Below are 13,112 nucleotides of genomic sequence, written 5' to 3'. Positions count from 1 at the left end.
AGCATGACAAAGAGACTAATTTGTTGTTTCCAACACCGTCAATTTCCCTGTTTCCTCATTCATCAGCGTCATCTGGATCCACACCTGTTTGGTTTTGGTGCGGATAACATAGGTTTTGATATCATACAGCAGGTTGTAATCTATAGAATAGCCGTATTTTTTATCTATCAATTCATTATTGCCCACGCTGCCTATCTGGGCTTTGGGCATCACGGTAAAAATGCGCGGGTAGGTCATGTCTATCACCTTATCCATATTTTTTTGATGGGTGTAGGCAACAATGGTCCCGAAATCTTTTTTGATGATCTGCGCGTCCTGCGCGAAGGCGGTACATGCGGATAATAGCAGCAGGCAGATAAGTGGTTTTTTCATATAAGGTTCGGCTAAATGTTTTATCGGAACATTTACTTTAATCAACTCCTTTTTTAACGAATGGTTAAAAAAAATCCGTAAGCGCTTGATAGCTAATTCTTAAAAAATTACCTTTATATCGAAAACTAAAATTAACCTTATTATGAAAAAATTATCATTTCTGTTAGCCGTAATGGTGCTGGCATGCACCTCGGTATTCGCGCAGATCACTAAAGATGAAACCGTTGCCGAGTGGACACGCGCCAAAGCTTACACAAAAGCGTATTTAGACGCTATGCCTGCCGATGGTTACACCTTTAAAGCAACCCCGGAGGTGCGCACATTTGCAGGGCAGATGCTTCACCTGGCAGATGCCAACTACTTTTTAATCGCGACAGCAACCGGTAAAGTACCGCCGTTGGCTAAAGATGTATCGTTGGAGAAAACCGTTGCCCAAACAAAAGAGGCTACCACCAAAGCAGTTTTAGACAGCTACGATTTTGCTATCGCGAGCATCCAGACCATGACAGATGCCCAGTTTAAAGAAGAAGCATCAATGGGTAAAATGAAATCGACCCGTGGCTTGTTATTGGCAAAAGCTTTTGAGCATCAAACGCATCACCGTGGCCAAACCACCATTTACCTGCGTTTAAAAGGTGCTACCCCTCCGCAAGAAATGTTATTTTAATAGCATTCAATACATTTAAAAAAGCCATCCCGATGTAAGTCCGGATGGCTTTTTGCATTGAAGCGCTGTGTTTTTTATTTCTTTTCGGCTTTATAGTTACCGTTGGGCTGTATAAACAGCAGGTGGGTAACCTTGCCCGCGGCATCCAGCTCAAACTTCAGGAAATAGCCGCTTAGTACTTTAATGCCAAACTTATCTTTATCAACCGGCACAAGCTCATACTCGGGTTGGCCGGGCACAAACGCATAAAGCGTTTTACCATTTTTTACATATACTTTGGCAACAATACCGCTTAGCTGGTAATCGCCAATGTACTTTTGTATGTCTGCCGCGATAATAGCCTTTTCTTCCAGCCCTTTGGTAAATACAATTGGTTTCAGGCCGCTCTCCAACTGTGTCGACAAGCTTTCGACATCGCCGGTCACATTCAGCTGAAACTGTACTGTTAAGTTTTCGCTCGAGGTATCGATAGCGGCGCTTTTGGAGTTTTCAAAAAGGTTGTAGGTATCATAGGTTTTATGGCGCATCCAAAAGGTTTTGTTTGGTGTAGCCGCAAATAACGAATCTTTAACCACAAAGGCCCTTATGGTACCATAGCCTCCGTTGCTGTAAACGCCGGCATAATCTGTAATGGCATGCGTAGCGGGGAAACTTTTTGTTGTTTTAACTTCGGTCTTTTCGGCTTTTTTAGCATCGGCCTTTGCTTTGTCATAAGCCTTTTTTGCATCGCCATTCCAATCGAAATACTTATTATTCAGCAGCCTGTCGCTTATTAAGTTACGCACGATAGATGGTACGTTTGATTGGTTTTGATTGGATAATACCACTATGCCAATACTATCGGCCGGGAAAAAACTGGTACTGGCCGAAAAGCCATCGATATGGCCGCCATGCTCTACCCGGTAATGCCCTTTGTACGAATCCAGGAACCAGCCGAAACCGTAGTTAGCAAAATATACATCGGGATTTTTTTTGGTAGGCAGCCCCGCGCTCACTACCATTTGCGAGCTGATTGCCTGGGTATAATAATTGGCCGGGATGATCTCTTTACCTTTAAACTTGCCGTTGTTTATCCAGGTAATTACCCAGTTGGCCATATCTGTTACGCTGCTGTTTATAGCACCTGCCGGGGCCATGGCGTTAATGTGGTAATACGTCATTTTGCGTATTACACTATCATGGTACACTTCGTAACCTGTGGCAGGTTCTTTGCTTTTTTCCAGCTCTTCTATAGTGGTGTTGGCCGTTTTCATATCCAGCGGCCCAAAAAACTTTTCCTTAATGTTTTCTTCCCAGGTTTTGCCAGATAACTTTTCGGCAACAACACCCTGTGCCATAAACATAAAGTTGTTATAATTCCAAATTTGCCTCACAGCAGCTACCGGTTCCTGAAACTTGATACGCTGCAGCATGCTATCGCGCGATGTTGTGGGGAAATAATACCAGGAAACATCATGCCGCGGCAAGCCCGTGCGGTGGCTCATCATATCGCGCAGGGTAATGCTATTATTCATGGCGTCGTTATAAAACTTAAGGGCAGGCAACACGGTGTTTACAGGTTTATCAATATCCAGTTTACCATCCTGCTGTAGTTTGCCTATCAGGGTGGCGGTAAACGCCTTACTACACGACCCTATGGCGAATAAAGTATTCGGGGTTACGGGCAGGTTGCCCGCTACATCGCGCTTGCCAAAACCCTGCGCGTATATCACCTTATCTTTATACACCACGGCAACTGCAACGCCTGCGGCATGCCAGGTTTTTAAAGCGTGGTTTATGGCGGTATCCAGCCCCTTAAAGCGGGCATCAAAATTTATATTGGGTTTATTTTTTTGCGCCATGGCTTGTAAACAAAACAGGCTTAATAAAAGAACAGGGATCCTTTTCATTGTGAATGGTGATAAGTGTTTAGTATAAGCGCTAAATATAGCTAATCATTAAATTAAATATTCACAAATATTTGTAAATACTAAAATAATTAGCAATTTTGTTTTTGTGAACCAGAACAAGATTGAGGTAAAGACAGAGGCGCGGGTGCTGTTTATAGATATGAACAGCAATTTTGCGCGGTGCGAGCAGCAGACAAATTACTGGCTGCGTGGCCGCCCCGTGGGGGTTTGCGTTTACACAGGCAAGTACGGCTGCGTAATATCGCTATCTACCGAGGCCAAGGAGCGCGGCCTTAAAGCAGGCATGCGCCTTAACGATGCCATAGCCCAATGCCCCGATCTTGTCCCGGTGGAGAGCAACCCCGCCCGCTATCGCGAGTATCACACCAAAATTATTAATGTGATGCGCGGGTATTGCAACGACGTGGTACCCAAAAGCATCGACGAGGCTATTGTTAATTTTAGTAACTACGAAAATGTAGACCCCATGCAGATGGCCATGAACATTAAACGGGACATCCTTAAAAACGTGGGCGACTGGCTAACCTGCTCCGTAGGCATTGCCCCAAATGCTTTCCTGGCTAAGCTGGCATCGGTACAGGGCAAAAAACGGAATGGGTTGATGATGATCACCCCGCAAAATATCGACTCGGTTTTAAGCGGCTTGAAACTGGGCGATCTGCCGGGCATTGGGGCTAATATGTCATACCGGTTGGAACGCGCCGGCGTTAAAACCCCGCTGGAGATGCGCTACACCCCTCCCGAACGATTGCGGAGTGTTTTTAAAAGTATCGATGGTGTTTACTGGCATTACCGCCTCAACTTTATCGAGACCGATATTATAGCGCACGAATACAAGGGCATGCAGGCCATGCGGCAGATCTCGGCAGAAAAGCGGCAGCACATCAACTATATCGACCAGTTGTTTATGACCCTTTGCCTTACGCTGGAAAAGCGCATGGTGCATCATAAATTCTATTGCAAATCGGTTGGGTTTACGGCCCGCTACGCCGACGATACCCGTTGGGATGATGCCTTTACCATTACCACCCCGGTACAGGATGCCATTAGTTTGATGAGGATGATCCGTATTCGCATAGCAAAGTTTGAAGAGGCCACCAAATGCGCGCCGATCATGAATACCCAGATAACGCAGATGCGCGTGGCCGTAACTAATTTTGTAAATAACGGCAATATGCTTTACAGCCTGTTTGATGATATGGATAAGCAGGAAACCGCGCTGAAAACTATGCACCAGATCAAAGATAAGTTTGGATCAGACAAGCTGATCCGCGCTGTAGAAATGACCGACGGCAAAATGATAAAGGACGTAATAGGCTTTGGTTCGGTAAAGGACCTTACGGATCTGGATTATAAGGGTTAGCACGATAAGCGTTAGGCTAAATTATTATCTTTAAACGCCATAAGGTTTAATTTAGTCATATGCAATTGCTGTTTCCCCATAAACCGTTATTATTTGTATTGGTTGCAACGCTCAGCTTTTCGCGCTGTTATTTCAATGAAAAAAATAAGCCTGTTATCGCAAAAGATACCGTTGCGATAATAAAAACCGGTGGGCCGAACCCGGCTGACAGTAACCAAACGCCGCTTAAAAACATGTTCGGGGTAAACGGCTACGAGTGGAACTTTTTAGAAAATCCCACCGCCAGGAATGACCGCAACCATATCTACGAGGCCAACATGGCGCTCATCAAAAGTTTTAGCGCGGTTAGGCATTATTTGAACTGGAACAAGCTGGAGAACACCGAAGGCAACTACACCTACAACCCCACCAATAACGGTAGCTGGTATTATGATGTGATGTACGCCCGCTGTAAGCAGGATAGTATTTTGGTTTTGGCCGACTTGAAGAACCTGCCCGTTTGGATGATGAACACCTACCCTGCTGATGAACGCGATGACGAAAATGTACCTGCAAATTATGGAGCAGACCGTTCAAAGCCCATATCTTACGTTGTACAGGCCCGTACAGCGTTTCAGTTTGCTGCGCGATATGGGTCTAATACCAAAATTAATCCAGGTTTGGTAAAGGTAGATAGCCTATCAGTTTTAAAAGCTGGTTATGTAAACCCACTTAAAACAAGCCTTGGCCTCATTAAATACATCGAATGTGGTAACGAACCCGACCGCTGGTGGAAAGGCGACAAAGCCACGCAAACACCCGAAGAATATGCTGCCAACCTATCGGCTTTTTACGACGGGCACAAGGGCACGCTTGGCAACAACGCAGGCGTAAAAACCGCCGACCCAAATATGCTTGTGGTGATGGGTGGTTTAGCAACCGCCGATGTAAAATACGTACAGCGCATGATAGCCTGGTGTAAAGCCAACCGTGGCCTTAAGCCGGATAACAGCGTTAACCTTTGTTTCGATGTGATCAATTATCACCTTTACGCTAATGATGGAAGTGTGTTTACCCACCAGCGCTCTACCACCGGTGTAGCACCAGAGCTTTCGGTATCGGGCAAGGTTGCCGATGGTTTTGTGAAATTGGGTAACAGTTTAAAGCTGCCTGTTTGGGTTACCGAAACGGGGTATGATATTAACCAGCAAAGCTACCAGCATGCGCCGACAATTGGCAATAAATCCGCTTTAGTTACTCAGGCTGATTGGACGTTGCGGTCATCACTTTTGTATGCCCGCCACGGGGTTCAGCGGCTTTTCTTTTACCAACTGTTTGATGCTACGCCTAACAACCCGGAGCAGTACGCCACATCCGGCTTGGCCGAAAGCCCCAAACGCCGCCCCGCTGCCGACTATATTTTGCAAACCAATAGGCTGATGGGCAACTATATTTATAAAGGCACTATCAACGCCGACCCTTTGGTTGACAAATACCAAAGCGGCTCAAACGTCATTTATGTGCTTACCGTTCCCGATCAAATTGGCCGTAAAACGGAGTACACCTTAGATCTTTCAGGAGCGAAAAACGGCGTTATTTATACCTTAAAAGTGGGTGCCGAAGCCATGGAAAGTAAGCAGGTGAACACCATAAATGGTAAGCTTAAAATACAAGTTGGCGAAACACCGGTGTTTGTAAAAGCGGTCCATTAATAATGATAGTACGCAAGTAATATAAAATGATAAAAGTTTTCTCCCTACTTTATGACAAATTTAGCTTTAATTAATTCTGTTAAAACAGTTTTAACTATATCCAATGTGAAACTGCCGCCTTGTTGCTTAATTAGCTCAGTTGCTTTTTTCCAAATCCCTGAATCTCTAGACGCATCTAAAAAGTCATGACCGATAGTTGTTAATCTTGAAGGAAATACGGTTCCATATCCAAGTTTTTCTCCTGTAATATAGCCGCTTTCAAGTAATAATAAACAATTATAATCAACTTGATCTTTATTAAAACCTTCTATAGTTATTGGGTCATGTTGAGTATCGGGCTTAGCTTCAATAAAAGTTAATATTTCCTTAATCAGGATTAAATCACGTTTCATATTCAAATATATTAATAATGATAATAATTATATTTTATCAATTTTTGATTTACATCACATAGCTAAGTTTTCGCCAAAATTTAGATACGAATTTATCCGCTTAAAAAGTTATTTTTGCGGCTGAATGAAGCACATACGTAATTTTTGTATAATAGCACATATCGACCACGGTAAAAGTACCCTTGCCGATAGGTTATTAGAATATACCGGCACCATCACCCAGCGCGAAAGCCAGGCCCAATTGCTTGACGATATGGACCTTGAACGTGAGCGTGGCATCACCATAAAGAGCCACGCCATCCAGATGGATTATGAACTGGACGGGATAAAATATGTCCTGAACCTAATCGATACCCCCGGCCACGTAGATTTTTCATACGAGGTTTCGCGCTCTATAGCAGCCTGCGAAGGCGCATTATTGATCGTAGATGCTGCACAGGGCATCCAGGCGCAAACCATTTCTAACCTTTACTTAGCGTTAGAGAATGACCTGGAGATCATCCCCGTACTAAATAAAATGGACCTGCCCGGCGCTATGCCCGAGGAGGTTAAAGACCAGATTGTTGAATTGATAGGCTGTAAACGCGAAGATATATTGGCTGCATCGGGTAAAACCGGTATGGGTGTATTTGATATCCTCCGTGCCATTATAGACCGTGTCCCCGCCCCTGTTGGCGACCCGGATGCACCTCTACAGGCGTTGATCTTCGACTCGGTTTATAATTCGTTCCGTGGTATCGTAGCTTACTTCAAAGTAGTGAACGGTGAGATCCGCAAGGGTGATAAAGTAAAATTCTTCGCTACCGAAAAGCAGTACATTGCTGAAGAAGTGGGTACGCTTAAGCTAAAACAACTACCAAAAGACGTAATTAAAACCGGTGATGTAGGTTACATCATTTCGGGGATAAAAGAATCGCGCGAGGTTAAGGTTGGTGATACCATTACCACCATCGCCCGCCCATGCGAAGGCGGGATCCAGGGTTTTGAAGAAGTAAAACCAATGGTATTCGCGGGTATTTACCCGGTTGATACCGAGGATTACGAGGAACTGCGCGAATCAATGGCCAAGCTGCAGCTGAACGATGCTTCATTGGTTTTTGAACCGGAATCATCCGCAGCTTTGGGTTTTGGTTTCAGATGTGGTTTTCTTGGGATGCTGCATATGGAGATCATCCAGGAGCGTTTGGAGCGCGAGTTTGATATGACGGTTATTACTACCGTTCCCAACGTATCTTACGTTGCCCACAGTACCAAAGGCGAACCTGTTATTGTAAATAACCCATCAGATCTTCCGGACCCAAGTAAGATAGATTTTGTTGAGGAACCATATATCAAAGCAACCATCATTACCAAGGCTGAATTTGTTGGCCCGGTGATGTCGCTTTGTATCCAGAAACGTGGTTTTATCAAAAATCAATCATACTTAACGTCAGATCGTGTAGAGCTGGTTTTCGAAATGCCAATGGGCGAGATCGTATTCGATTTTTACGATAAGCTAAAAACCATTTCAAAAGGTTATGCATCTTTTGATTACCACCAGATTGGCTACCGCCAGTCGGATTTGGTTCGTTTGGATATAAAGCTAAATGCAGAGCCGGTTGATGCACTGTCATCATTGATCTTCCGTGGTAACTCTTTCGATTTTGGCAAAAAGATCTGTGAAAAGCTGAAAGAACTTTTACCCCGCCAGCAGTTCGAGATCATTATACAGGCATCTATCGGCGCCAAGATAATTGCCCGTGAAACTGTGAAAGCTTTACGTAAGGATGTAACCGCCAAATGTTATGGTGGTGATATTTCGCGTAAACGTAAACTGTTAGAAAAACAGAAAAAAGGTAAAAAACGCATGCGCCAGGTTGGTAACGTAGAAATACCACAATCGGCATTTATGGCGGTGTTGAAACTTGATTAATTATTAGCATCAGGAAGTCAGGAATCAATAGACAAGAAATTTCATGTTTTGATTCTTGATTCTCCTAATCTTGACTTTCTTTTATATGCAGTTACTCGACGGAAAATACGTATCAGAAAAACTTAAAGTTGAAATTGCTGAAGAAGCGGCTAAAATTTTAGTGCGCACCGGGCGTAAGCCACATTTGGTAGCCGTTTTGGTTGGCCATGATGGTGGCAGCGAAACTTATGTTGCTAGTAAGATGAAGAACTGCGAAAAGGTGGGCTTCAAATCAACCCTGGTACGTTATGAGGATACGGTGAGCGAGGATGAACTGCTTGCCAAAGTAGCAGAGTTAAATACTGATGAAGATATCGATGGTATCATCGTACAACTTCCACTACCAAAACATATCGACCCTGAGAAAGTAACAGAGCGCATTGACCCTAAGAAAGATGTGGATGGTTTCCACCCGGTTAATCTTGGCCGTATGCAACGCAATTTGCCGTCGTTTATCCCGGCTACTCCTTATGGTATCACCTTAATGTTAAAAGAATATGGTGTGGAAACCGCAGGAAAGCATTGCGTGGTAGTAGGTCGCAGTAATATTGTTGGGTCGCCAATGAGCATTCTGATGGCACGTAACACTACCCCGGGTAATTGTACTGTAACTATCTGCCACAGCCGCACTCCTGATATTAAAAAGTTCACGCTTGATGCTGATATCCTCATCGTAGCCATCGGTAAAAAGAATTTTATTACTGCCGATATGGTTAAAGATGGTGTTGTAATTATAGATGTAGGTATGAACCGCGAAACCTCAACCATTACCAAATCAGGCTACAAACTTTATGGCGATGTTGATTTTGAAGGTGTATCACAGAAAGCATCATGGATAACCCCTGTACCGGGAGGCGTTGGTTTAATGACCATTATAGGTTTACTTAAAAATACGCTGGCTTCTGCTAATAAAGAGGTTTATTCTTAACAAGTTTTAGTGTTGAGCTTGTAGAAACATTAGTGAGTTTATAGGTCTTCGACAGGCTCAGACTGACCTGTTCGTCATTCCAGACAGCTTGAATTCATCCCAAAAGTTTTCTATCTTAACGTGTAGTGTTCACGGGTATGCGGATAAATTGAACCAAGCGCATAAAGCTCGTTTTCATAGCCAATTATAATAATATCTTTGCCGCTCACTTTTATTTTTTTGATGAATGGCTGACCGTTCAACACAATGCGGGGACTTTGTACGACTTCATTAGCAATGATTAGAAATCAACCTGCAAGTTCATCAAAGCCGGATTTTTGATCACCTCATCCATACTGGTGACTAACGTAACCTGCATCCTATCGGCAGAAAGTATGGCCTTGGAATTGTCGATCTTCTTCACAGGCTTGGCAAATTTTAAAACCATTTTATAAGGCATGTCTATTAGCATAGCTTTAGCCATAGCCAACCGCGAGCCCGCACCTTTTAAAAAATTATTAAACTTAGTTTTATTAATAATACGGGAAAATTTATGGTCGGTTATTTCGTAGGTATAATAGTCTTGCCCCCCCAATAAAAGCTCACCTTTATAATCTTTTGGGTCGCCGGATTGTTTAACAACTTTTTGTTTAGATTCGATAAACTCACCCTGGGGCACTTTTACTGAAAATGCCGAAACATGGTGCAGGTAATAAACCAGATCGGCCGGGGTTTTGGCCAGGTAATCGAGGTTAACCTTCATCTTATTTTTGGTAAGATCCATGTCGATATGGAGGGAACTATTTTTGGCCGTATTTATCTCTTCAGCGCTCATTTTCTTTACAACACTATCGGGCAGCGTATAAAAGTAATTCATGGAAGTGTCCTTAACCAAACTAAACTGTGGTGTGGCCCTTACCGAGTCAGAGATCAACACATTTAAAACGGAGAGCGCCCGGCTCATATCAAAGCCATAGGCAACGGTACAGGAGCCGTTTGGTTTAAAATCGTAGCGCTCTTCGATATCCACGCATGAGCTGAGGCAAAAGAATGCAAAAAATACAAGGGGTGTGTATAGTTTCTTCATACGACAAAATTTATGTAATTATAGCTAATTTACTTGAAAACTAAAAGGATTTAAACGGTTGAAAAGTAAAAGGTTAAGGATAAAAGTTTATTAAACTGGCACTACTATTATCTTTTAAATATCATAATCAATTACTTTTCCATTTCGCCTTTAACCTTTTACCTCTAAAAAAGTTACCTTTGCGCCTTATTATGGCACACCAGGTTCCGGAAGATGGCACATTGCTTCCTTTAATGGAAGAATTTTATACGATACAGGGCGAAGGATACAATACCGGCAAAGCTGCTTATTTTATCCGCCTTGGCGGCTGTGATGTTGGATGCCATTGGTGCGATGTTAAAGAAAGCTGGGATGCAGAACTGCATCCGCTTACACTATCCGACACTATTGTAGAAAACGCTACCAAATTTCCATCTAAAGCGGTTGTTGTTACCGGTGGTGAGCCGTTGATCTATAACCTGGATTATCTTACTCAAAACCTGCAGCAAAAAGGCATTAAAACATTTATTGAAACTTCTGGTGCTTACCCACTTTCAGGTAATTGGGACTGGATTTGCCTGTCGCCCAAGAAGTTTAAAGCACCTACACAGGTTGTTGCCGATGCTGCTCACGAGCTAAAAGTGATAATCTTCAATAAATCGGATTTTGCCTTTGCAGAGCATAATGCAAAGTTAGTTGGCCCAAATTGCAAGTTGTATATGCAACCAGAGTGGTCTAAACACACCGAGATGACCCCGCTTATTGTGGATTATGTAATGGCGAACCCTCAATGGGAAATATCATTACAAACCCATAAATACTTAAATATCCCTTAATAGTGTAACTTAGGGTATTGATTATCGTATCAATACCCAATGCGCAAAACCTATCTTTTATTAATTTTCCTGGTGGTGTTATCTATAGTTGCCTTTGCCCAGCAAAGGCAGTATTCTACTACGGATAAAGAGGCTATTAAATATTTTGCGCGGGCAAACCAAAGTATTGATGAATACTTGTATGACGATGCCATTACCCAGCTTGAGCAAGCTATTAAAGCCGATCCTAAATTTATTGAGGCCCATGCGCAATTAGGTGAGGTACTACGGATGCGCCGCATTTACAAACCTGCCATTAACCAATTCTTAAAAGTTATTGAATTAGACCCGGAGTATAACCGTTCGATATATTTAAAAGTTGGCGAAATTGAGATCACCAGCGCCATATATGAGCCGGCACAGCACCATTTGGAAAAGTACCTTAGCTACCCAAACATTACTGCGCAAAATCAAGCCTACGCGCATAAATTGATTGCCGATTGTAAGTTCAGTATCCAGGCTTTAAACCATCCCGTTGCTTTTGTGCCGATAAACATGGGTGCCGAGATCAATACCGCTAACGACGAATACCTCCCCGTAGCTACCGCAGATGAGGGTACTTTGATCTTTACCCGTAAAATAGATAGCAACGAAGATTTTTATAAAAGCGTTAAGCTAAATAACAACTGGCAAAATGCCGAATACCTGAGCAATATTATCAATACGCCAATGTTTAACGAGGGCGCGCAATCTATTTCGCAGGATGGTAAATACCTGTTCTTTACAGGCTGTAACCGCCCCGATGGTTTAGGCAGGTGCGATATATACATCGCCCAGAAAAATGGTGATGATTGGGCTAAACCATTCAGCTTAGGCAACCCGGTAAATACCTCGGGATGGGAGGCGCAGCCATCTATCAGTGCCGATGGGCGTACACTGTACTTTGTGAGCAACCGTAAAGGTGGCTATGGTGGTTACGACATCTGGAAATCGACCTTAAGCGATAAAGGATGGAGCGTGCCCGAGAATATGGGGCCCGAGATCAATACTGCTTATGATGAGCAATCGCCATTCATACACCCCGATGACAGCACATTTTACTTCTGCAGCAACGGCTGGCCGGGAATGGGTGGAAAAGACCTTTTTATAAGTCGGTTAGGTAAGGATGGTAAATGGCAAAAGCCTGAAAACTTAGGTTATCCCATCAACTCCAGCGGCGATGAAAACGGATTAACGCTAACCGCCAATGGCTCATACGCGTTCTTTTCATCAAACAACCTAAAAGGGTTTGGTGGATATGATATTTATACCTTCGAGTTGCCACTTAGCCTTCGCCCTAACATCGTTACGTATATTAAGGGGACAGTTGCCGATAAAAATACCAAAGCGCCGTTAGAGGCCGCCGTAGAGATCATCGACCTGCAAAAGAACAACCCGGTGTTCCAGGATTACAGCTCGGCAGAAAGTGGTGAGTTTTTGGCGACACTCGGTGCGGGTAAAAATTACGGTTTGAATATCTCCAGGGAAGGTTACCTGTTTTACTCTGATAATTTCTCGTTGATTGGTTTAAAAGATAAAAAAGCGTTCAACATCTCGGTGCTGCTCTCTCCTATCGAAGTTGGCAACAAAACGATCCTGAAGAACATCTTCTTCAATACCAATAAGTTTGAGCTGAAAGCAGAATCAAAAGCCGAGTTGCAAAAGCTGGTAGAATTTTTACAGCTTAATCCAACCGTTAAGATAGAGATCGCAGGTTACACCGATAATGTAGGTAACGAACAAGCAAACGTAACATTATCAGAGAAACGCGCTAATGCCGTATACCAATACCTATCAGCAAATGGTATTGTGGCAACACGCCTTGTTTACAAAGGCTACGGCGAGGCACAGCCTATTGCACCAAATACGACAGAAGATAATAGGGCGCTTAACCGTAGAACAGAATTTATGATTATTGCCAAGTAAGGATATTTATAAA

At 43.3% G+C, this 13,112-nt stretch carries 11 protein-coding genes; 7 read left to right on the top strand and 4 right to left on the bottom strand.

Features of this window, described 5'->3' with window-relative positions:
- Positions 1-15 precede the first annotated feature (15 nt).
- Positions 16-372: a hypothetical protein gene (locus tag NAF17_RS05095; protein ID WP_252756898.1), complete on the bottom strand. Its 357-nt coding sequence runs from the start codon at positions 370-372 to the stop codon at positions 16-18.
- 142 nt (positions 373-514) lie between these two features.
- Here NAF17_RS05095 and NAF17_RS05090 point away from each other — a divergent pair, with 142 nt between their 5' ends.
- A complete protein-coding gene (locus tag NAF17_RS05090; protein WP_252756897.1) occupies positions 515-1,039 on the top strand; it encodes a DinB family protein in 525 nt (174 codons plus the stop codon).
- A 74-nt stretch (positions 1,040-1,113) separates the two neighbouring features.
- On the opposite strand, the gene NAF17_RS05085 is transcribed toward NAF17_RS05090, so the two are convergent.
- The gene (locus NAF17_RS05085; protein ID WP_252756896.1) at positions 1,114-2,928 is read right to left on the bottom strand and encodes a serine hydrolase; all 1,815 of its coding nucleotides are present in this window, start codon (positions 2,926-2,928) and stop codon (positions 1,114-1,116) included.
- A 106-nt stretch (positions 2,929-3,034) separates the two neighbouring features.
- On the opposite strand from NAF17_RS05085, the gene NAF17_RS05080 reads away from it, so the two are divergent.
- Both NAF17_RS05080 and NAF17_RS05075 read left to right on the top strand, forming a co-directional pair.
- Entirely contained in the window at positions 3,035-4,312 is a 1,278-nt protein-coding gene (locus NAF17_RS05080) for a DNA polymerase Y family protein (RefSeq protein WP_252756895.1), read from the top strand.
- A gap of 59 nt (positions 4,313-4,371) precedes the next feature.
- Positions 4,372-6,003 carry a hypothetical protein gene (locus tag NAF17_RS05075; RefSeq protein ID WP_252756894.1) on the top strand — a complete coding sequence of 544 codons (1,632 nt, stop codon included), beginning with the start codon at positions 4,372-4,374 and terminating at the stop codon, positions 6,001-6,003.
- A gap of 44 nt (positions 6,004-6,047) precedes the next feature.
- Here the strand turns inward: NAF17_RS05075 and NAF17_RS05070 are convergent, their stop codons facing one another.
- Complete coding sequence (locus NAF17_RS05070; RefSeq protein WP_252756893.1) at positions 6,048-6,395, bottom strand: DUF2513 domain-containing protein; 348 nt, start codon at positions 6,393-6,395, stop codon at positions 6,048-6,050.
- Between the two features lie 124 nt (positions 6,396-6,519).
- On the opposite strand from NAF17_RS05070, the gene lepA reads away from it, so the two are divergent.
- Both lepA and NAF17_RS05060 read left to right on the top strand, forming a co-directional pair.
- Entirely contained in the window at positions 6,520-8,307 is a 1,788-nt protein-coding gene (lepA, locus tag NAF17_RS05065) for a translation elongation factor 4 (protein WP_252756892.1), read from the top strand.
- A gap of 85 nt (positions 8,308-8,392) precedes the next feature.
- Positions 8,393-9,274: a bifunctional 5,10-methylenetetrahydrofolate dehydrogenase/5,10-methenyltetrahydrofolate cyclohydrolase gene (locus NAF17_RS05060; RefSeq protein WP_252756891.1), complete on the top strand. Its 882-nt coding sequence runs from the start codon at positions 8,393-8,395 to the stop codon at positions 9,272-9,274.
- A 280-nt stretch (positions 9,275-9,554) separates the two neighbouring features.
- Here the strand turns inward: NAF17_RS05060 and NAF17_RS05055 are convergent, their stop codons facing one another.
- Complete coding sequence (locus NAF17_RS05055; protein WP_252756890.1) at positions 9,555-10,340, bottom strand: hypothetical protein; 786 nt, start codon at positions 10,338-10,340, stop codon at positions 9,555-9,557.
- Between the two features lie 191 nt (positions 10,341-10,531).
- Between NAF17_RS05055 and NAF17_RS05050 the strand changes: the two genes are divergently transcribed.
- Together NAF17_RS05050 and NAF17_RS05045 are read left to right on the top strand one after the other, a co-directional pair.
- Positions 10,532-11,155, top strand: a complete 624-nt coding sequence (locus tag NAF17_RS05050; RefSeq protein ID WP_252756889.1) for a 7-carboxy-7-deazaguanine synthase QueE — start codon at positions 10,532-10,534, stop codon at positions 11,153-11,155.
- Between the two features lie 39 nt (positions 11,156-11,194).
- Positions 11,195-13,099 carry an OmpA family protein gene (locus NAF17_RS05045; RefSeq protein ID WP_252756888.1) on the top strand — a complete coding sequence of 635 codons (1,905 nt, stop codon included), beginning with the start codon at positions 11,195-11,197 and terminating at the stop codon, positions 13,097-13,099.
- Positions 13,100-13,112 lie beyond the last annotated feature (13 nt).

This window comes from Mucilaginibacter aurantiaciroseus, assembly GCF_024055595.1.
GTDB classification, from domain to species: domain Bacteria; phylum Bacteroidota; class Bacteroidia; order Sphingobacteriales; family Sphingobacteriaceae; genus Mucilaginibacter; species Mucilaginibacter aurantiaciroseus.
The sequence above is the reverse complement of the archived record's forward strand: the minus strand, read 5'-3'. Positions and strand labels throughout refer to the sequence as shown.

What these genes read in the sequence shown, in the direction of transcription:
- NAF17_RS05050 (WP_252756889.1), top strand. Translation starts at nt 10,532, where the DNA reads ATGGCACACCAGGTTCCGGAAGATGGCACATTGCTTCCTTTAATGGAA.
- lepA (WP_252756892.1), top strand. Translation starts at nt 6,520, where the DNA reads ATGAAGCACATACGTAATTTTTGTATAATAGCACATATCGACCACGGT.
- NAF17_RS05085 (WP_252756896.1), bottom strand. Translation starts at nt 2,928, where the DNA reads ATGAAAAGGATCCCTGTTCTTTTATTAAGCCTGTTTTGTTTACAAGCC.
- NAF17_RS05070 (WP_252756893.1), bottom strand. Translation starts at nt 6,395, where the DNA reads ATGAAACGTGATTTAATCCTGATTAAGGAAATATTAACTTTTATTGAA.
- NAF17_RS05095 (WP_252756898.1), bottom strand. Translation starts at nt 372, where the DNA reads ATGAAAAAACCACTTATCTGCCTGCTGCTATTATCCGCATGTACCGCC.
- NAF17_RS05075 (WP_252756894.1), top strand. Translation starts at nt 4,372, where the DNA reads ATGCAATTGCTGTTTCCCCATAAACCGTTATTATTTGTATTGGTTGCA.
- NAF17_RS05055 (WP_252756890.1), bottom strand. Translation starts at nt 10,340, where the DNA reads ATGAAGAAACTATACACACCCCTTGTATTTTTTGCATTCTTTTGCCTC.
- NAF17_RS05060 (WP_252756891.1), top strand. Translation starts at nt 8,393, where the DNA reads ATGCAGTTACTCGACGGAAAATACGTATCAGAAAAACTTAAAGTTGAA.
- NAF17_RS05090 (WP_252756897.1), top strand. Translation starts at nt 515, where the DNA reads ATGAAAAAATTATCATTTCTGTTAGCCGTAATGGTGCTGGCATGCACC.
- NAF17_RS05045 (WP_252756888.1), top strand. Translation starts at nt 11,195, where the DNA reads ATGCGCAAAACCTATCTTTTATTAATTTTCCTGGTGGTGTTATCTATA.